This window comes from Saccharopolyspora gloriosae (genome assembly GCF_022828475.1).
In the GTDB taxonomy this organism is placed as follows: Bacteria; Actinomycetota; Actinomycetes; order Mycobacteriales; family Pseudonocardiaceae; genus Saccharopolyspora_C; species Saccharopolyspora_C gloriosae_A.
The window spans coordinates 6,404,841-6,423,145 of record NZ_CP059557.1 but is presented as its reverse complement, the minus strand read 5'-3'; the positions used below and the strand labels follow the sequence as shown (position 1 = coordinate 6,423,145).

22 protein-coding genes and 2 tRNA genes are annotated in these 18,305 nt (G+C 67.0%); 13 read left to right on the top strand and 11 right to left on the bottom strand.

Annotation, left to right across the window (positions count from 1 at the left end; translation table 11 throughout):
- Positions 1 to 27 precede the first annotated feature (27 nt).
- Genes H2Q94_RS28265 through H2Q94_RS28250 form a run of 4 tightly spaced genes read right to left on the bottom strand, consistent with a single transcriptional unit; the run spans position 28 to position 1,926 of the window.
- Positions 28 to 837 (bottom strand): hypothetical protein, encoded by an 810-nt coding sequence (locus H2Q94_RS28265; RefSeq protein WP_243790175.1) that lies wholly within the window; start codon positions 835 to 837, stop codon positions 28 to 30.
- Entirely contained in the window at positions 834 to 1,112 is a 279-nt protein-coding gene (locus tag H2Q94_RS28260) for a hypothetical protein (RefSeq protein ID WP_243790174.1), read from the bottom strand. Before H2Q94_RS28260 ends, H2Q94_RS28265 begins: the two co-directional genes overlap by 4 nt.
- Positions 1,112 to 1,498: a hypothetical protein gene (locus H2Q94_RS28255; protein WP_243790173.1), complete on the bottom strand. Its 387-nt coding sequence runs from the start codon at positions 1,496 to 1,498 to the stop codon at positions 1,112 to 1,114. Before H2Q94_RS28255 ends, H2Q94_RS28260 begins: the two co-directional genes overlap by 1 nt.
- Positions 1,495 to 1,926 (bottom strand): hypothetical protein, encoded by a 432-nt coding sequence (locus H2Q94_RS28250; protein WP_243790172.1) that lies wholly within the window; start codon positions 1,924 to 1,926, stop codon positions 1,495 to 1,497. Before H2Q94_RS28250 ends, H2Q94_RS28255 begins: the two co-directional genes overlap by 4 nt.
- Before the next feature lie 238 nt (positions 1,927 to 2,164).
- Here H2Q94_RS28250 and H2Q94_RS28245 point away from each other — a divergent pair, with 238 nt between their 5' ends.
- Positions 2,165 to 3,292, top strand: a complete 1,128-nt coding sequence (locus H2Q94_RS28245) for an NsdA family TPR-like regulatory protein (RefSeq protein WP_243790171.1) — start codon at positions 2,165 to 2,167, stop codon at positions 3,290 to 3,292.
- On the opposite strand, the gene H2Q94_RS28240 is transcribed toward H2Q94_RS28245, so the two are convergent.
- Positions 3,289 to 3,840, bottom strand: coding sequence for an NUDIX hydrolase (locus H2Q94_RS28240; protein WP_243790170.1), 552 nt, complete (start codon positions 3,838 to 3,840; stop codon positions 3,289 to 3,291). The two genes, H2Q94_RS28245 and H2Q94_RS28240, sit on opposite strands and share 4 nt — an antisense overlap.
- Positions 3,841 to 3,847: 7 nt before the next feature.
- Positions 3,848 to 4,357, bottom strand: coding sequence for a winged helix-turn-helix domain-containing protein (locus H2Q94_RS28235; RefSeq protein ID WP_243790169.1), 510 nt, complete (start codon positions 4,355 to 4,357; stop codon positions 3,848 to 3,850).
- Positions 4,358 to 5,156: 799 nt separating this feature from the next.
- On the opposite strand from H2Q94_RS28235, the gene H2Q94_RS28230 reads away from it, so the two are divergent.
- Both H2Q94_RS28230 and H2Q94_RS28225 read left to right on the top strand, forming a co-directional pair.
- Positions 5,157 to 5,789, top strand: coding sequence for a DUF6461 domain-containing protein (locus H2Q94_RS28230; RefSeq protein WP_243790168.1), 633 nt, complete (start codon positions 5,157 to 5,159; stop codon positions 5,787 to 5,789).
- Between the two features lie 278 nt (positions 5,790 to 6,067).
- Complete coding sequence (locus tag H2Q94_RS28225; protein WP_243790167.1) at positions 6,068 to 6,598, top strand: VanZ family protein; 531 nt, start codon at positions 6,068 to 6,070, stop codon at positions 6,596 to 6,598.
- 355 nt (positions 6,599 to 6,953) lie between these two features.
- Here H2Q94_RS28225 and H2Q94_RS28220 read toward each other — a convergent pair whose 3' ends face one another.
- From H2Q94_RS28220 to H2Q94_RS28210, 3 genes are all read right to left on the bottom strand, one after another.
- Positions 6,954 to 7,205, bottom strand: a complete 252-nt coding sequence (locus H2Q94_RS28220; protein ID WP_243790166.1) for a hypothetical protein — start codon at positions 7,203 to 7,205, stop codon at positions 6,954 to 6,956.
- A 303-nt stretch (positions 7,206 to 7,508) separates the two neighbouring features.
- The gene (locus tag H2Q94_RS28215; protein ID WP_243790165.1) at positions 7,509 to 8,000 is read right to left on the bottom strand and encodes a peptidylprolyl isomerase; all 492 of its coding nucleotides are present in this window, start codon (positions 7,998 to 8,000) and stop codon (positions 7,509 to 7,511) included.
- Between the two features lie 107 nt (positions 8,001 to 8,107).
- On the bottom strand, positions 8,108 to 8,932 hold the full coding sequence (locus H2Q94_RS28210; protein WP_243790164.1) for an SAM-dependent methyltransferase: 825 nt from the start codon (positions 8,930 to 8,932) through the stop codon (positions 8,108 to 8,110).
- Between the two features lie 136 nt (positions 8,933 to 9,068).
- Between H2Q94_RS28210 and pip the strand changes: the two genes are divergently transcribed.
- Positions 9,069 to 10,013, top strand: a complete 945-nt coding sequence (gene pip / locus H2Q94_RS28205; protein WP_243790163.1) for a prolyl aminopeptidase — start codon at positions 9,069 to 9,071, stop codon at positions 10,011 to 10,013.
- A gap of 42 nt (positions 10,014 to 10,055) precedes the next feature.
- Here pip and H2Q94_RS28200 read toward each other — a convergent pair whose 3' ends face one another.
- Positions 10,056 to 10,346: a hypothetical protein gene (locus H2Q94_RS28200; RefSeq protein WP_243790162.1), complete on the bottom strand. Its 291-nt coding sequence runs from the start codon at positions 10,344 to 10,346 to the stop codon at positions 10,056 to 10,058.
- Positions 10,347 to 10,475: 129 nt separating this feature from the next.
- On the opposite strand from H2Q94_RS28200, the gene H2Q94_RS28195 reads away from it, so the two are divergent.
- Positions 10,476 to 11,021: an RNA polymerase sigma factor gene (locus H2Q94_RS28195; RefSeq protein WP_243790161.1), complete on the top strand. Its 546-nt coding sequence runs from the start codon at positions 10,476 to 10,478 to the stop codon at positions 11,019 to 11,021.
- Positions 11,018 to 11,932 (top strand): VOC family protein, encoded by a 915-nt coding sequence (locus H2Q94_RS28190; protein WP_243790160.1) that lies wholly within the window; start codon positions 11,018 to 11,020, stop codon positions 11,930 to 11,932. Before H2Q94_RS28195 ends, H2Q94_RS28190 begins: the two co-directional genes overlap by 4 nt.
- Positions 11,933 to 12,045: 113 nt before the next feature.
- On the opposite strand, the gene H2Q94_RS28185 is transcribed toward H2Q94_RS28190, so the two are convergent.
- Positions 12,046 to 12,477, bottom strand: coding sequence for a TIGR03668 family PPOX class F420-dependent oxidoreductase (locus tag H2Q94_RS28185; RefSeq protein ID WP_243795958.1), 432 nt, complete (start codon positions 12,475 to 12,477; stop codon positions 12,046 to 12,048).
- A 28-nt stretch (positions 12,478 to 12,505) separates the two neighbouring features.
- Here H2Q94_RS28185 and H2Q94_RS28180 point away from each other — a divergent pair, with 28 nt between their 5' ends.
- The 7 genes from H2Q94_RS28180 to H2Q94_RS28150 all read left to right on the top strand — a co-directional run bounded on the left by H2Q94_RS28180 (position 12,506) and on the right by H2Q94_RS28150 (position 18,131).
- Positions 12,506 to 13,549, top strand: a complete 1,044-nt coding sequence (locus tag H2Q94_RS28180; protein ID WP_243790159.1) for an alpha/beta hydrolase — start codon at positions 12,506 to 12,508, stop codon at positions 13,547 to 13,549.
- A 340-nt stretch (positions 13,550 to 13,889) separates the two neighbouring features.
- A complete protein-coding gene (locus H2Q94_RS28175) occupies positions 13,890 to 16,520 on the top strand; it encodes a putative bifunctional diguanylate cyclase/phosphodiesterase (protein WP_243790158.1) in 2,631 nt (876 codons plus the stop codon).
- Between the two features lie 133 nt (positions 16,521 to 16,653).
- A tRNA-Thr gene (locus H2Q94_RS28170) sits at positions 16,654 to 16,726 on the top strand.
- 89 nt (positions 16,727 to 16,815) lie between these two features.
- A tRNA-Met gene (locus tag H2Q94_RS28165) sits at positions 16,816 to 16,891 on the top strand.
- A gap of 67 nt (positions 16,892 to 16,958) precedes the next feature.
- Complete coding sequence (gene rpmG / locus H2Q94_RS28160) at positions 16,959 to 17,123, top strand: 50S ribosomal protein L33 (protein WP_243790157.1); 165 nt, start codon at positions 16,959 to 16,961, stop codon at positions 17,121 to 17,123.
- A gap of 121 nt (positions 17,124 to 17,244) precedes the next feature.
- Positions 17,245 to 17,709: a MaoC family dehydratase N-terminal domain-containing protein gene (locus H2Q94_RS28155; protein WP_243790156.1), complete on the top strand. Its 465-nt coding sequence runs from the start codon at positions 17,245 to 17,247 to the stop codon at positions 17,707 to 17,709.
- Positions 17,706 to 18,131: a MaoC family dehydratase gene (locus H2Q94_RS28150; protein ID WP_243790155.1), complete on the top strand. Its 426-nt coding sequence runs from the start codon at positions 17,706 to 17,708 to the stop codon at positions 18,129 to 18,131. The genes H2Q94_RS28155 and H2Q94_RS28150 overlap by 4 nt, the downstream gene beginning before the upstream one ends.
- Positions 18,132 to 18,305: the final 174 nt, after the last annotated feature.

Below are 18,305 nucleotides of genomic sequence, written 5' to 3'. Positions count from 1 at the left end.
ACTGAGGACACACCGCAGAGAGACGACTCAAGCGGCGAATTCGTGGGTGTCAGCGGCCCTACGGGCGCGGGCGGCGATCAGCGCGGCGCGGGCGGTGTCGTAGCGGACTCCGAGGCGCCGAGGCGCTTCCCGGTACGGCAAGCCCCGCTTCCCGCCGGTCTCACGCCGCCGCTGGCGGTCCAACCGCTCGGCCCGGTCGATCAGCTCGATCGGCAACGCAGGGGAGGCAGTCTCGGACTCGGTTCCGGCAGTGGCGGTGAGCGCTTCCCGGACAGGATCCAAGGTGCTTCCCGGTTCCTCGATGGACTCGCGCCGGTCGATGCCCTGAGCAGGTCCGGAAACGGCCTGAGTGGTTCCGTCGGCCGCTTCCGGCCGAGGCTCGGCCGAGCCTGAATCGGCCGCCTGCACAACGGGCTCCCGGGATACGGCCGGGGCAGGTTCGGGGCTCTGCTGGGCAGCGTTCTCGGCTGCTTCCCGGCGTTCGGCGAGCACCAAGGCCATCAGGTGCGACAGCAGCCACGCCAGCACCACCGGACCCGCACCCACCGCCACCGCCGCAGGCGCAGGCAACAGACCGGTCTCCAACGCGTGCCAGGTGTTCAACCCGAGTGCGGTCCCACCGGCCAGCAGCAGCACCGACCACGCCCACACCCGCACCGCTCCACGACTGGTCGCGGTCACCTCGTTCAGCGCCAGCAGCGTCGCCAGGTCCGTGGTCAACGCGAACACCACCGCCAGCTGCTCCCCGAGCAACGGCCGCACCGCCGCCATCTGCCCGGCGAACGACAACGCCAGCGCCCCGAGCATCACCAGGAACAAGCCGCCCTTGCGGATCACAGCCGCCCCCCTTTGCCCCGGCCGCTGTTCCCGGCGCGGACATGGACGGTGCCGCGACCCAGCGACCGCAACTCGCCGACCAGCTGGAGCCACCACAGCCGCGCCATGATCAGCCCCCACACCGCGCACAACACGGCGACCACGAACATCCAGTCCATCCCCAGCAGCGCCAGGCCGATCGAGCCCGCACCGAACAACACCGGCAACAACAGCAGTTTCACCAGCCGCCACCCCAGCCGAATCGGCAACAACGCCACATCCACCGCTTCAGCCATCACGATTCACCACCCGAAACCGTGCCGTTGCGCTCAACCCAGGCCGACGACCACGCGCTGAGCTCGAACTCGTCGGACTGCCACGAGATCCCCGAATCAGCGGCGAACTCACGCGCGACCCGGACCGCCGTCGCCATGCTCATCAAGGACAGCGGCAAAGCGCGCTGCAACTCCGTGTTACGCACCGCCCACCGGTCCATCCGCCACGCCACCGACCGGGCGCCCTCGTTGACGTACAGCTCGGGGTGGACACCCACCGGACCGTCGATGAGCTGGTACGGCACCGGCATCGTGAACGAGTCATCGCCGACCGACACCGTGCAACCCATCTCGGCGAAACCCCGGTCAACCCAACGAATGCTGGACAGCGTCACGTGCGTGCTCATGCCACCTCACCGCCCCGGACCACCCGGAACGGACGCAACGGCAACACCTGAGCCACCCGCGACACCGAACGCGCGGTGTGCACCGCCGTACGCGCCTTCTGCAACCGCACCAGCACCGCACGCCGCTCCTGCCGCGCCCGGTCCAACCGGCGCCGCGCGACCTCGTCCGGACGGCCCGCGTCCTCCGCGGTCATCACCGCGATCTCCGCCGCGGTCACCCGCTCGTCGACCTCGACGATGTCCGGGTGCTCACCCAGCTCGGCGACCTCCCCGAACAGCACCTCGTCGGTGTCCGGACCAGCCACGTCCTCCAGGTAGTCACCCGGGTACGGCCCCGACTCGAACTCCTCGTTACGCATCGCCTGGCGCACCGTCAAAGCGAAGTAGTCGGGGTCAAAACCCCTGCTCTGGCTGTCGATGGGTTCCACTGCTTGAGCCTCCGATCTAAACAGGTGCGGTACCTGTTGTGAACAAGTTAGGCATGAGTCGGGTGGGCTGTCAACCCTGATCGCGTTCCGGCTCCCGACAACGACGAGACTCCCCGGAAAAGTGCAGGCCAGGCAGAGGACCGCGGGGGGACGAGAGGGGACGGGGAGGGGGGACTGCGCCTTGCCGGGCAGGTCCCCCCTGTGCAAAGTGGGGGCACGTGATCGTGCGGAGGGGTACATGGGAGAGACGTCACTGCTTAAAGCCCGGAGGAGTCTCGGGTTCACTAAGGCGCAAGCGATCAGGAAGCTAAGGGCTGCTGCTGATCAGCTCAAATCACCCTTGTTCGTCACGGACGACAGCATCAATCGGCAGATGCGCTTTTGGGAGAATGGAGCCCGCTCGGTTCCTGAGCAGTACCAATCGGCGTTCTGTGTGGTCTACGGCCTTTCTCCGGCCGAGCTGGGGTTTGTTGAACTGATGCCTACGGAGGTCGAACAAGTCTCCTCTGAAATTTCAGATAGGGTTGACTTTGCTGAGGTCGATAGCTCTCTCGTCGACATCTTCGAGAGTCAGACTCAGAACTTTCGCCTTCTTGATCGCAGGATCGGCGCCGCCAAGCTTTTTAGTCAGACGAGTGGCCATGTTCGTCAGCTCGAAGAAATGCTGAAGTTTGCTCTTCCCGGAAATGACCGCGACATGCTTGCTGCTGCCCTGGCTGAAGCTTCTGCGCTTACAGGTTGGCAGGCTCTCGACATGGGTAGCACTCGGGATGCGTGGCAGTTTCATGAGCTAGCAAAGGTTGGTGCTCGCGAGTCGGAGAATCCCGCAGTTATCGCTCACGTGACAGCGCAGCAAGGCTACGTGCTTCTTGACGCTGATCGGCCTGGGGAGGCTCTCAGTCTGGTGCAGCGTGCGCGGAGTAAGAACACTGGCTCGATTCACCCGCGGATGCAGAGCTGGCTCGCTGCGGCTGAAGGAGAGATGCAGGCGGCTGTAGGAAACGGCTACGCGGCTCGAAAAGCTCTGGATGAGGCGGACCGGCTTCTTCCAGAGGGTTCAGGCGATGGTGACCCCGATCTCCCATTCCTAGCGCTAAATGGCGTGCATCTCGCGAGATGGCGTGGGCACTGCCTCGCGCGGCTGGGTGCGGATGAAGCGGTCTTCGACTTGCAGTCTGCTCTAGACGGACTTGGTGGTGGTGACTTCCGGCGAGCGGAGGCAGGGCTTCGAATCGACTACGCTTTGGCGCTCAAGGCCCGAGGTGAAGAGGTTGAAGCGCGCAAACATGCAAAACGCGCTGAAGAGCTTGCCGGGAATACCGGGTCGGCTCGTCAGCGCGCTCGCATCGAACGTCTTAAGAGTTAGGAATCAGCGAATGCCAAGAAGTGGAGGACTGCTACCAGAGATCCGGAGTTGACTATTTCTCTTGACGCGATCAACCCTCGCAGTTCAGATGTGGGAATCCATCTGAACTTCCCTTCATCAAGCTCACTTGCATCGCTTACCCATTCGGCTCCTCGGGCGAGATAGACATGATGCGGATTGGTCACCGTTCCGATCATTGGTTCAAAAGTAGTTAGGTGTTCGATAGAACGGGGTCTGTACCCGGTCTCTTCCTCTACTTCTCGGGCCGCCGTAATCTCCGGGGCTTCCTCTTCGTTAAGCAGTCCACCCGGAAGCTCATAGTTCCATACGTCAGGGACGAATCGATGGCGATAAGACATCAGCACGTTCTCGCCAGAATCGTCGAGTACTAGAGCCATAGCGGCAGGGGGGAGCCAAACGGTATGGTGCTCGAATCTCTCTCCGGAAGGGACGGTGATGTCAGCTAGCCCGACCTTGACCCATTCGCTCTCGTAGATCGAACGTTTCCCGTGCACAACCCATTCGCCGGTCTTCTCGGGCTGCTCCATTCGTTACCTACCTACCTCCCCGCTGCTGTTGAGCAGCGTCGTCGGCTGTTGGCGCCACAAACGCCCCGGCGCCGTGCCGGATGACGATGGTGCCTTCTTCTTGAAGCAGGCGGTATGCCCGACGCACGGTGTTCCTGGAGACGCCATGCTCGTCCATCAGGCGTACCTCGCTCGGCAGTGGCAGCTCGGCGTCGAACTTGCCTTCTTGGATTCCAGCACGCAAGGCTGCTGCTACCCGCTCGTACGCTGTCGTCGACTCGACCCCCTGGTCCGGCTCGCCTGCGATACGTCGCCCCTGGCCGGGGAGCGCTTCTACCGCTCCCGCAGCCTCCAGTGTCCCGAGTGCCGAACGGATAGTGTTCCGTGCGACACCGAACTCCTTGGCCAGAGTCGGTTCGGATGGCAGCAGGCTGCCTGCTGCGTAAGTCCCATCCTTGATCCTCCGGGTCAGCTCAGCCGCGATGACGCGGTAGGTACCTCGCTGGCTCACATTCACCTCACCGTGCCGCTCGTCCACGACCATTATCCGTGACGCTGGTGCGCTGACGGCCCGCCACGCGGGCGATCAGACGGCGGACGTGCCTCCCCTAGCGAGGCTCGGAGCGCATGGCTACTCAAGGTCCGTGTGCAGCTCCGCGGGGTACGTACGTCCAATGTGCGGACACACAGCCAGATTTTCACTGGTTCGACTCCCTGCTATGCAGGTCAGAGCGGTTGTACTCGTCTCAGTCCCAGCACCCTGTAAATCAGCCGCGAAAGCTTCGGAGGTTCGAATCCTCCACCTGGCACACCAGCCGAAACGGCCCGGTGACCTGCATGAACAGGGTCACCGGGCCGTTTTGCGTTGTCCGGCCGTGTCCGGCTGACTACGGCCGTTGACGGGTGTCTGTGCCATATACGAGCCACAGTCTTGGAGTCGCCGGGCGGCTCGGGAGCCGGCTGCCGAGACGCAGTCTCGGCGCCGTACCGCCATCAGCTTTGGGCGGCCGCACCTGCCGAAGCTCCTGGGCCTTCCCGGCAGCGGCACCCGTTTGCGCCTCCTGAACAGCCTGTACTGCTCGCGGAGTGATACGTCGGCTTGTGCGACAGGGCGGCTGCTGAGCCATTCGGCGGCTGGTACTGCCCAAGAATCGGGACATCTAGAGATTATTAGGGGTCTCGTTTGTCCCGATACGTCCTTGAACAGCACGGTGACGAAGGTTGTGCGGGCTCGAAGAAATCCCGGGTCCGGTCACCCCGACCGCAGCTTAAAAGAGCTTGTTCACAGGTATTTACTCTTGCTCGTGCGGAATCGGGCAGGTCTTCAAGGAGGCAAGATGGTGACTTCAGCGGGTGCCGGCTACTCCTCGGATTGGGTGAGCGAGGCCGGGCTGGCCCTTGAAGAGGGTTATTGCATCACCCTGGTGCGGGGAGCGCGGCCACGTGAGGCGCTGCATCGTCTAGGTGTCAGCGATGCGGCCATTCGGACCGCCACGTGGCCCGAGTTCACGGCTGAGCTTCGTGAGCATGAGCCCGCCCACGTCATCCCTGGTGTTGTCGCTGCGTTCGTCATGGGCGAGCACGTCGTCTTGGTCGAGGACGCCGGGTATCGAGGGCGCTCGCCAGAGTGGGCCGGGTCGGTGTCCCGGGGCACCGAGGCCGTCAACGTTTACCTCAGCCCCACCAGTCTCAAGGAGGAGCTGAGCATCTTCCGGAACGGTGAGCAAGTGGCCTCTATTGATGGTGACGAGCCAGAGGTCATCGAAGGCGGCGATGCGGAACTGGCCGGTCGGCTGATCGAGCTGACCTACGACGCCCTCAAGCCCTGGAACGAGAATGACGCGGCACCCGAGGCACTCAGCGACGGGCGGGTGGACCTGCTTCAGGTCGCCTGTGACCATCTCGGGCTGCAACCGGAGGCGCTGGACATTAGCGGGCCGGTATTGGGGGCACTCGTCGAGTACCGGTAATGATCACATGAGGAGTTGCCGCAGGTGCACGACTTGGCGGCGGAGGAATTCGGCGATGGTGAACCCGGCGATGCGGCTCGTGGGCTCTGGGGGGCCTCGTCGGTCTTGGGCTCGGGCAACGGTGATCTGCTTAGATCGCGCAGCCGAAGACATCTGCGGCAAAGGCGTCAGCAGGCCAACACCCCACCGCCCGGGTGCGCGCGTGGCCTAGTGCAAGATGTGCCGTCAGGGCGTTGGCAAGGTCTTGCGCTGCGGCTCGCGGAAGGAAGCGGTGCGAAGTGTTTCGCGAGGTCCCGGTACTTCCGGTGGTGGTTCCCGTCGCGGCAGCGATCTTCCTGGCCCTGCTGTGGTACCTACACGGACGCGATCGCCTCTCGGCCCCGCGTGCCGCCGTCGCTCTTGCGCTCTGCGTGTACGCCGCCGGAGTCGTCGCGAACACGATCTTCCCGATCTTCTTGAACAAGCCCGCCCGCAGCGCACTGTGGAAGGTCTACCTCGTGCCGCTCGCGGACTACGAGGTCGGCGACGCGGTGATGAACATGCTGGTCTTCGTGCCTGTCGGGCTGCTCGTGCCGCTACTCGTAGCCAAAGCTTCGTGGTGGCGCGTGGTGGCCGTGGCAGCGGCGTTCAGCCTGGCGATCGAGCTGGCCCAATTGGTCACTGGGAACTTCTTGGGCGGCGGCCATGTGGCTGACGTGAACGATCTGCTCTTCAACGTGGTCGGCGCGGTGCTCGGTTTCGGCCTGTTCTCCACATTGTCTCGGGTGCCGGCCGTTGCCGTTCTCATCAACCGGTTCCGCTGGCGCTGACCCGCGTCCGGCGGCCTCTGCGGTGCAGAACGGACAGCCCTCAGCTGTCGTACCGGCATTCGCGAGTGCCGAGGCTCAGCGGGACACCATTCGAGCTCTCCGCTTTGCGTTGTACGGTTGCGTCCCGCCGCTACCGGCGCTGTGCGGTTGGTTCTGGCCCCGGTGTTCGTGGTTGTAGCTGCGGTGCTTGCGCCCGAGGGTGCCACCGCAGGCGTGGTTCGACTTCGGTCGCGGTCGCTCTGGTGACGGGCAGCTGCAGTCGAGGCCGGTTCGGTGGTTTCCCCGCTGGAGCGGCTTGGTCGGACGCCGCTGATCTGGGCTGCTCAGAGCTGAAAACGAAGTCCTCGGGATTGCATCAGTTCAGCCGTTCATGAATCTTGCCGCCCCGTATTGGACCGGTGGAATGAGGTAGCAAGGCCAGGAACATTGCGGACGTTCCGCTTGTGAGGCCCACCGCAAGAGCGGCGATCGGACGAAGTATCGATACCGCGGCGAGCCACGCCTTTTCGGGTTTGGTGGGGTCATCGGCCCGCTCCAGCACGAGCAGGTGCGTGACTAGAGCCAGGATCGAAACCAGGGTGAAGATGCCTAATAGCATCGAGCTCATGCATCGCATCGTGCTAGTTGTTGCGACTTGATGCTGCGGTTCGTCGGTTTGCACCCGTATCGATGTGGTGCCCGTCGAACTTGAAAACCAGGTGATCGACTGCTGTTCGGCCCCTGGAGCAGCTGGCAGAACGGCCCGGTGACCTGAAGCAACAGGTCACCGGGCCGGTTCGTGCTTTCCGCGGCGTCCGGCCGGAGGCTCGCGGGCCGCTCTGCCATAGCGCTGGCCGCCAACGAGTCTGTGCTCGGGCTGAGTCAGATCAAGAGCAGGATGCGCGGGGCTCGGCCCGCGCAGGCGGTGGGATCAGAGGGTGCCGGACTCGGCGATCGTGATCTCGGCCTGGGGGACGCCGCTCGACGAACCCAGCTTCTCGATGGCCGTCACGACGTCCATCCCGTCGACGACCTCGCCGAAGGCGACGTGCTTGCCGTCCAGCCAGGTGGTGGCGACGGTGGTGATGAAGAACTGGGAGCCGTTGGTGTTCTTGCCCGCGTTGGCCATGGACAGCTGGCCGGGCTTGGTGTGCTTGATGGTGAAGTTCTCGTCGTCGAACTTGCCGCCGTAGATGCTCTTGCCGCCGGTGCCGTTGCCCGCGGTGAAGTCGCCGCCCTGGAGCATGAACTGCGGAATGACACGGTGGAAGCCGGAGCCCTGGTAGCCGAAGCCGTGCTCGCCGGTGGCCAGCTCGCGGAAGTTCTGCGCGGTCTTCGGGACGGTGTCGTCGAACAGCTCGAAGGTGATTCGACCAGCCGCTTCACCGTTGATGGTGATGTCGAAGTAGACGTTGTTTCCCATGGCGCCGATCTTTTCACACGGGAAATCGCTGCACGGATTTAGTCGGGGGCGCGGACGCCCGGCCCAGGATTTCGACCTGCGTGTACGTGAATACCGCGAGCCGAGGTTCAGGGCAGGATGCCGACCACTGCCCAGGTGTTGGCCGCGGGTTCGGACGCCCCGGGTTCGGTGTCGGGGCGCCATTCCGTGACGATGGCGGGACCAGGGGCGAGGACGTCGTAGCCGGTGAGCAGCGCCGGGGCCTCGACGATGGGTCGGGGGATCACCGGCGTGGAGGTGCGCTGGTAGATGGCCAGGCCTCGATCGACGGCGGCGGGGGCGAGGTTCTCGCTCGTGGTGTGCGACAGCGCGAGCACGCTCCCGCGGACGCAGGCATCGCGGTAGGTCGCCAGGACGGCCGCCGGGTCCTGCTCGTCGCGCACGAAGTGCAGCACGCTGATCGCGAGCACCGCGACCGGACGGGTGAAGTCGAGCAGCTCGGCCACGCCTGGCGCGGTGAGCACCGATCGGGTGTCGGTCAGGTCGGCTTGGGTCACCGAGACTCGCGATTCGTTGCGCAGCAGCCTGCGGGCGTGGGCGACGGCGATCGGTTCCCGGTCCACGTAGGCGATTCGCGCCGTCGGGTCGATCTGGTGCGCGATCTCGTGCACGTTGCCGACGGTGGGCACCCCTGAACCCAGGTCGAGGAACTGGTTGATCCCCATGTCCAAGCACATCCGCACCACGCGGCCGAGGAACGCCCGGTTCGCACGTGCCGTGGTGGCCACGCTGGGCAGCACCGACAGCTGTTCTTCCGCGGCGGCGCGGTCCACGGCGAAGTTCGCCGAACCGCCCAGGTAGTAGTCGTACATCCGCGCCGCGTTGGGGCCGCTCGTGTCCGGGTCGCCGGTGAGACCGGCCAGGTCCATGGGCGACTGCCGTTCCGGGTTCACCGGAGCCTCCTCTTCTCAGACATCAAGCACCGGAAGTATGCGTGGTGCGGGTCTGCGAACGACAGTGCGAATTTCGCCCTGATCGGCCGCTGTCGGGGCACGGACGATCTCGGTAGCGTCCTGACCGGGAGGAATCATGTACCCCGAGATCGAACCCCACGCGAGCGGGCGGCTCGACGTCGGCGGCGGGCACCTCGTGCACTGGGAGAGCTGCGGGAATCCGGACGGGAAACCGGTCGTGGTGCTGCACGGCGGTCCCGGCTCGGGGTGCACACCGGGCTGGCGGCGCTACTTCGATCCGGACGCTTACCGGATCGTGCTGTTCGATCAGCGCGGCTGCGGGCGCAGCACCCCGCTCGCGGACGAACCGGACGCCGACCTCGCCACGAACACCACGCACCACCTGATCGCGGACGTCGAGCTGCTGCGGCGCCATCTCGGCGTCGAGCGGTGGATGGTGTTCGGCGGCTCGTGGGGATCCACGCTCGGTTTGGCGTACGCGGAGTCGAATCCGGAGCGGGTCACCGAACTTGTGCTGTTCAGCGTGGTCACGACGACCCACCGCGAAGTCGAGTGGATCACCCAGGACATGCGGCGCGTGTTCCCCGAGCAGTGGGACCGGTTCCGCGCCGGAGTGCCCGAAGACGAGCGGGACGGGCGGCTCGTCGACGTCTACAGCCGGTTGCTGCACGACCCGGACCCGGTGGTGCGGGCGCGGGCCGCGCGGGACTGGTGCCGGTGGGAAGAAGCGCACGTCGAGGTGGGGCACGCTCGCCGGGACCCCCGCTACGACGACCCGGATTTCCGGCTGCGGTTCGCGCGGCTGGTCACGCACTACTGGCGGCACGGCGCGTGGTTCGAGGACGGCGAGCTGCTGCGGAACGCGGAGAAGCTCGCCGGGATCCCGGGCGCGCTGGTGCACGGGAGGAAGGACGTGAGCGGCCCGCCGGACATCGCCTGGCAGTTGGCGCAGGCGTGGCCGGACGCGGAACTGCTGTTCATCGACGACGCCGGACACGGTGGCGGAGGCGGCGTCGCCGAAGCGTTGATCGAGGTCACCGACCGCTTCGCCACCAGGTGAGGCCTGGCCGCCTGACCGTTTCCGCGGCACCCGAGAGCGTGGTCAAGCTTGGTAGATCAACTCGTCGGCTTGGGCGAGTCCGTCTCGCAGCGCGGCCTGCTCGGCAGGCGGGAGGCCGTCGCGGAACTCGGGGCCTGCGGCCTTCACCAGCACCATCAGCTTCTTCGCGATCCCGCGGGCCTGGGTGAGCCGGACTTGCGGGGTGGCCAGCGCCGCCCGTGAATCGGTGATCAGCCGCCGGTAGCGGTGGTTGAGCTCGGCCCGCGCGTCGACGACGTCCAACGCGGCCGCCAAGCGGGCCAGCTCGGCCGTGGGAACCTGCTCATCCGACACGCGGGGCAGCTTACGGGCCTGATCCGAGCGGGTCTTCGCTCGGCGTGGTCCTCGGCCGAGCCGGACATCACCCGAACGAATCAGGTTCGAGGGCGTCGGAGCACTCCCCTCCCGAACGACTATGGGGATGTGAAGCGACCGCAGGTGCAACCGGATCCCGCGGCGGCGCTGCTCGGTCTGTACGACGAGGCGCTGCCGCAGGTGTACGGCTACCTGCTCGGCCGCACCGGGGATCACGCGGTGAGCGAAGACTTGGCGGCCGACACGTTCCTGGCGGCGGTGAAGGCCGCCAGGGAACGTCCGGAGCAGGCGCCGACCGTGGCGTGGCTGGTCGGGATCGCCCGCCACAAGCTCGCCGATCATTGGCGGGCGGTCGGGCGGGAACGGCTCGGGCTGGAGCGACTCGGGCAGGAGGAATCACGGGTCGAAGATCCGTGGGACGTGCGGCTGGACGTGCTGTGGGCGCGGGAGGTGCTGGGCAGACTCGGCTCGCACCACCGGGCGGCGCTGACATTGCGCTACCTCGACGGGCTCCCGGTTCCGGAAGTCGCCGAACACCTGGGCCGGACCGTGCACGCCACGGAGGCGCTGCTGGTCCGGGCCAGAGCGGCATTCCGCCGCGACTACGAAAGAACAAGTGACACGCAGGGCACCGAGGGAGGGCGAGGACGATGACCGATCCGTTCGAAGCCCTTCGCGAGCCGATCGTGCCCGCCGAACCGTCCTCGCAGTTCACCGAACGGCTGCGGGAGCGGTTGGAGCGTGCGCTGCTCGACGATCCAGGAGCCACCATGACCACCGAATCCACCAGGCACGCCGACGTCACGGAGCGGACTCGGATGACGCTGACGCCCTACATCGCCGTGACCGGCGCGCAGCGAGCGATCGACTGGTACGGCGACGTGTTCGGCGCCCGGCTGCGGGACGAGCCCTACGTGATGGACGACGGGAGGCTGGGGCACGTTGAACTGGAGCTCGGCGGCACCGTGCTGTTCCTGGCCGACGAATTCCCCGAGATCGACATGCTCGCCCCGGTGCACCGCGGGGGTCCCAGCGTCAACCTGCTGCTCGAAGTGCCCGACGTGGACGCCGTGGTGCGACGCGCGCGGGAGCACGGCGCGACGGCGGTCGGCGACATCGAGGACAACCCGTACGGCAGGGCCGGCCGGTTCCAAGACCCGTTCGGGCACCGGTGGCAGATCATGACACCACCCGGCCGGTCCGTGCCGGAACAAGCCGCGCCCGCACCTCCACGCGCGGCGCGACACGGCGACATCGACTACATCACCATCACCGCACCGGACTCGGGCCTCGCGAAGGAGTTCTACGGCGCGGTCCTCGGCTGGCGATTCGCGCCGGGCAACGTCGAAGACGGGTGGCAGATCGAGGACGTGCGGCCGATGGCGGGACTGCACGGCGGCCAGACCGACGACGTGCACCTGTGCTTCCGAGTCGACGACCTCGACGACACTCTCAACCGGGTGCGGGAACAGGGCGGCGAAGCGGGCGAACCGCAGGAGATGCCCTACGGGCGACTGGCCACCTGCACGGACAACCAGGGGCGGCACTTCTACTTGCTGGGGTGAGGTCGTTCTTCGCCTCACGCCGACGGTGTCGTCTTGGCCGCGGTGGCGGACGGGGGTACCGGGTATCGCGAACGGGTGGAGTGCGTCGGCCGATCGCGTGGAGCTGGGCCGCGCTATTCGTGAGAGTGATCACCGGACGCGGTCCAGCCGCTCCACCGTTCCACCCGCACGACGATGAGCGTCAAGCTCGGCGGGTGCTGTCGGTACTGCTCGTACTTCGCGGCGAGCGCCTCGACCAACTCCGGGCGGCCGGCGGCCTCCGCGAGCTCCGCGACCCCGTCTGCGCGTGCCCACCACAGCTGCTCCCAATCCTCCGAGTAGTCATCCGTCAGCAATGTGACCTGCGGGTTCTGCTCGATGTTGCGGAGTCGGCGCAACGCGGTGGTCGACTTCGGTTTGTGGTCGACTGCGGTCACCAACAGGTCCCGGTCGACCGCGAAGGTCACCGGAACGAGGTGCGGACGAGCCCCGGTATCGGCCGTCGCCAACCGCGCGACCCGAGCCGTCCGGAACCAGTAGTGTGCCTGCTCATGGCTGATGCGCATCGGTTCGGCCACTCCGTATTTTCTAGGTGTGCGAGCAGTTTCCGAACCAGGATCCGACAGCGTCGTCGGTCCCAGCTACGCGGAGCACCGTCATTGGCTCCGCTACCAGGAGTACTTCCCCAGCGGGCTCAGCTTCGACGGTGAACCCGATCTTGACCGAGTTCCGGACGGGGAGCCCGCGTTGCCGGCGGGGAGCGGCCTGCCTGCGGAGAGCTGGTGGTCCTGGCGCGGCAGACGGGTGCACCTGGACCGGATCCAGCGACCGCACGCCCCGGCGAAGCTCATCGCGCTGCACGGCATCGGCGGCTACGGCCGGATGCTCATGCCGTACGGCAGCCTGCCCGCGCTCGCCGATCTGGAGTTCCTCGCCCCCGATCTGCCCGGTTTCGGCCTCACAGCGAGCGGCCTGCGGCAGGTGACCTACGAGACCTGGCTGCGTTGTGTGATCGACCTGGTCGCGGCGGAGCGGCAATCGGACGAGCGGCCCATCGTCCTGATGGGGGTGGGTTCCGCTGGGCGGCTGGCCTACGACGTCGCCGCACGGGCAGGTACTGACGGCTCGGTCGCGGGAATTGTGGCCACCGGGCTGGCCGATCCGCGCCGGGAAAACGTCCGCAGAACGCTGGCGACCACCCCGGAACTGGGCCGCTGGGCCGGCCTGCTCGGACTGCTGCCGGGCTCGGTGCCGATGCCGTTGCCACCGGCTTGGGCGCCGGTGCGCTGGCTGGTGAACATCGCCGCGATGTCCAACCACGCCCAGTTCGCCCACGCGATCTGGGCGGATCCGCTGGGCGGCGGGAACTGGATGTCACTGGGGTTCCTGCGCAGCTTCCTGCTCGCGGCCCCGGCCGTGGAACCGGAGGACTACGCGGGTCCACCGGTGCTGTTGGCCCACCCGGCGGAGGACCGGTGGACGCCGCCGCGGCTGTCCCGGGAGTTCTTCGACCGCCTCGGCTCGGCGGGCCGATTCGCCTCGTTGCACGGGGCCGGACACCTCCCAACGGAGGAATCAGGGCTGGCCGATTTGGACCGTGCCCTGCGTGATTACGTAGACGAACTAGGTTTGACCTGAACCGTTGCTCCAATTGACGGAACCGCTGTCACTGCTCGTGTTTCATGGATACTCTCCGCATGGTCGCTGATTGGTTGCTGCGGCCTTTTTCACATCGCGCGAAGTGGGTTCCCGGCGACAACACGCCACTCGACCCGCCAGGATGGTCGTCGTCGAAGGCGCTGGTCAGTTCGGTATCTGTGCAGGTGACCACACTGTCCATCGCACAATCGACGCCGCGAAGAAAGATCTTGACGTTGTTCGGCCGGGAACTCGGCCCTGGCCAATCGTGCCCGTCGTGAGTCACGATCGGCTCGGCAATCCGGTGCGACATTCGTGTCGCCGGACAGGAGGAGGGTGGATGATCGAGAGTCACCACACCCTCGATCCGGAGGCGACGCTGGACACCCCGCGTCCGCCGGTGCGGGCCGAGGTGGATCCGGCGCGCAGGCGGGTGTTCACCGCATTCTCCATGGGCACGCTGCTCGTGGGGCTGCTGGTGTCCGGGCTGACCTCCTCCTTCCTGGACTTCAGCTACAACTCGAACCTGCTCTACATCGGCCCGCTGCTGGCCATCGGCTTCCTCGTCGCCGAGCAGCTCACCATCGACGTCGACGTGAAACGCGTCGGCTGGACCATCTCGTTCACCGAGATCCCCCTGATCCTGGGACTGCTGACGGCGCCGTTCGAGGTGGTGCTCGCCGCGAACCTGCTCGCCGGGCTCGGCGCCCAGGTCGGCAGGCGTGCCGCGACCCACGTCGTCTACAACGCCGGCGTGATGTGCCTGGAGATCGCCGTCCCGTTCGCGGTCGCGACGGCGGTGCAGCGTTCGCTGCCCCAGCTCGCCCCCGAGTGGTTCGGTCCGGTCCTCGGCACCCTCACCTCCCCGCTGATCAGCTGTGCCTTCGCGCTGGCCGCACTGCACGTGCTCGGTGGCGCGATGCGCGTCAGCGCCGCCGGGCGGCTCTCCGTGCGCACGCTGGCCGTGGGCCTGCTCAACACGTCCGTCGGGCTGATCGGCTACGAGGTCGCCAAGAGCACCCGCTGGGGCTGGTTGCTGGTGGCCCTGGTCGCCGTCGCCGTCGTCGGCCTCTACCGCGCCTACTCCGGACTGCTGCGGGAACAACGCGACCTGGAAGCGCTCAGCGACGTGAGCCTCAGCGTGGCCAGATCCGGTCAGGCTGCCGTGCGCAACCCCTCCGAACCGGAGGAGAACACCACCTCCGTCAGCGAATGGGAACCCGTCGCCGAACGCATCCGCGAACAGCTCAACGCCACCCGCGTCGTGCTGCGCCTGCGCCTCGACCCGCGCGGTGAGGTGAGCACGCTCGTCGCGGGCGAACCGCTCCCGGAGGCCGCTCGGATCGCCGGGCCACACGCCCTGCGCGACGACCCGCTGCTGCAACTGCCCGGCAGCCACGTCCGTTCCTTCCGCACCCTCGAAGCGCCCGACGAGGTGCGCCGCGCGCTGCGGATGCGCGGGGCCTACGAGTCGCTGGTGGTGCCGCTGCGCGGGGCGAGCCAGCTGCTCGGTGCCGTGGAGGCGCACGACCGGGTCAGCCGGTGGCGCGGTTTCGGTCGCGCCGACGTGCGGCTGCTGCACACCCTCGCCAGCCACCTCGCGACCGCGATGGACAACCGGCGGCTGCTGGCGCGGCTGCGCCACGACGCCTACCACGATCTGCTCACCGGGCTGCTCAACCGCGCGGGCTTCCGCGAGATGGCCGCGGAGGAGCTGCGCGCCGGGCGGACCGCGGTGGTGCTGCGGGTGGACTTGGACCTGCTCACCACGGTCAGCGAAGCCCTCGGTTACACCTGGGGCGACCGCATCGTCGTCGCCGCCGGGCAGCGCATGCTCGACGAACTCGGCCCCGAGGTGCCGCTGGCGCGGTTGGAGGCCAACTCGTTCGCGGTGCTGCTCAGCGACCACACCGAGGAGCAGGCGCACGCGGTCGGTGAACGGCTCTGCGAAGTCATCGGCGAGTCCTACCCGCTGGACCGGCTGGTCGTGGAGGCCGGCGGCGTCGCGGGCTATTCCTCATCGGCACCGAGCGACGCCGAGAACGAGAACGACATCGACACCCTGCTCCAGCACGCCGACGTGGCCGTGCGCGCCGCCCGCAACGCGAAGGACGTGGTGCGCGGTTACGCCCCGGCGATGGGCCAGGTGTTCCTGCGGCGCTTCCAGCTGGTCACCCAGTTCCGCCAGGCGCTGGACACCGGGCAGGTCGAGGTGCACTACCAGCCGAAGGTCGCGCTGCCGGGCAGGCAGGTCATCGGCGCGGAGGCACTGGTGCGCTGGTGGCACCCGGAGTACGGGCGCCTCGACCCGGACGAGTTCGTGCCCGTCGTGGAGGCCACCGGCCTGGTCGACGCGCTCACGTCCTTCGTGATGGAACGCGCGCTGATCAAGGTGCGGGAGTGGATGGACCGGGACCTGCGGATGTCGGTCGCGGTGAACCTGTCGGTGCGCAACCTCAACGACGAGTCCTTCCCGGACCGGGTCGCCGAGGCGCTGCTGCGCCACGACGTGCCGCCGGAACTGCTCACCTTCGAGCTCACCGAGTCCTCCGTGATGGAGGAGCCGGAGCGGTCCATGCCGGTGCTGCGGCGCCTGCACGCGCTGGGCGTGGTGCTGGCGGTGGACGACTTCGGCACCGGCTACTCCTCGCTGGCGTACCTGCGGACGCTGCCGGTGGACGAGGTGAAGATCGACAAGAGCTTCGTGCTCGGCATGGGCACGGATCTCAGCGACATGGCCGTGGTGCGCACCATCGTCGAGCTCGGGCACTCGCTGGACCTCGTGGTGGTCGCCGAGGGCGTGGAGGACGACGCCGCCCGGGATCAGCTCGTGGGCATGCGATGCGACATCGCGCAGGGCTACCTGATCTCCCGGCCGCTGCCGGAGGATCGTTTCGAAGCGTGGCTGCAGGCGCGCACGGTGAAGGCTCGCGGACCCAAATCCGAGACGGTGCTCACACTCGTGCATTGATCGGCCACAGTGGTCGGATCTCGGCTCTGAGCGCCTTCTGGTCGCCTCTGAACTGGGATTTCCTCGAACGGGTACCCCCGCTGCGGAGCCGGTGTGGCGGGTGTGTAAAGTTCTAATCGCTCCGCAAGGACATGCCCCAATAGCTCAGTCGGTAGAGCGTCTCCATGGTAAGGAGAAGGTCTACGGTTCGATTCCGTATTGGGGCTCGGAAAACGGCCGCGGTGCTCGGGTATCTGGGTGCCGTGGCTGTTTTGCATGAGGTAACCTCGGTGCCTGACGCTGGAAGGTTCTCCTCGGCGGTGTAGCTCAGTCGGTAGAGCAAGCGGCTCATAATCGCTGTGTCGTCGGTTCAAGTCCGGCCACCGCTACCACTTCGGTTCGCCCACGTCCGTCGAGCGAGCCTCCTAGGACGCAGTACGAGAGAGGAAGGGCACCTCTGTGGCAGCCACCGACGTTCGCCCCAAGATCACCTTGGCCTGCGAAGAGTGCAAGAACCGGAACTACATCACCAACAAGAACCGGCGCAACAACCCGGACCGCTTGGCGATGAAGAAGTTCTGCACCAACTGCGGTACGCACCGCACCCACAAGGAGACCCGCTGATCACAGCGCTCCAGTTGGACTCGAAAACCCGCCCGGCACCGCCGCGGCGGGTTTTTCATGCGCTGCGGGTTTCGGCATGTCTGGCGGCGGCCGATCGCGCCCTGATCGGTAGCCTGCGCTGGTGCCGCTAGACCAGTCATTCATCGGACGTGAATACCCGCCCACGGAGCCGTACGAGGTCGGTCGCGAGAAGATCCGCGAATTCGCCGACGCGATCAAGGACTCCTCCCCGGTGCACCGGGACGCCGAGGCCGCCAGATCCGCCGGTCATCCGGATGTGATCGCCCCGCCGACGTTCGCCGTGATCCTCTCGATGGGTGCGCACCACGCCGTGGTGGCCGATACGGCGCTGGGCCTCGACTACAGCAAGGTCGTGCACGGGAACCAGCGCTTCACCCACCACCGCCCGATCCGGGCCGGGGACGTGCTGCGGACCCAGGTGATCGTGGAGGACATCACGGCCCGCGCGGGCAACGACTTCCTCACGGTGCGCGCCGAGATCACCACCGTCGACGGAGAACCGGTGTGCACCGCGCTCTCGACGCTGGTGGCGCGCGGCACGGCAGAACAGGGGGAACAGGCATGACGGTGCGGTTGTCGGAAGTGGCGAAGGGCCAGGAGCTTCCCGCGCTGAACGTCCCGGTGACCCGCGAGGACCTGGTGCGGTACGCGGGCGCCTCCGGGGACTTCAACAAGATCCACTGGAACGAGCGGTTCGCCACCGAGGTGGGACTGCCGGACGTGATCGCGCACGGGATGTTCACGATGGCGCTCGCCGGGCGGCTGGTGTCGGAGTGGACGGGAGACCCCGGGGCGATCGTGGACTACGGGGTGCGGTTCACCCGGCCCGTCGTCGTCCCGGACGACGGCGTCGGCGCCCTCGTCGAGCTGACGGGGAAGGTCGCCGCGGTCAACGACGATGGGACCGTCAAGGTCACCATCACGGCCCGTAGCGCCGCCCAGGGCGTCCTGGGCGGCGCCAATGCCGTCGTCCGTCTTCCCGCGTAGTCCTCGGTCGTTCTCCGCGCCTCAGCGGTCTTCTCACCGCGCCGCAGGCCGATGTGACGGCAATGTCGCCACGGGCGAACTCGTCGTCCTCGTGAGAAGACCGCTGAGCACCCGCCGCGTACCGGGCCGCCGCTCATCCGCTTCGCGGCAGGCAAAACGTGGGTGCAAGACCCG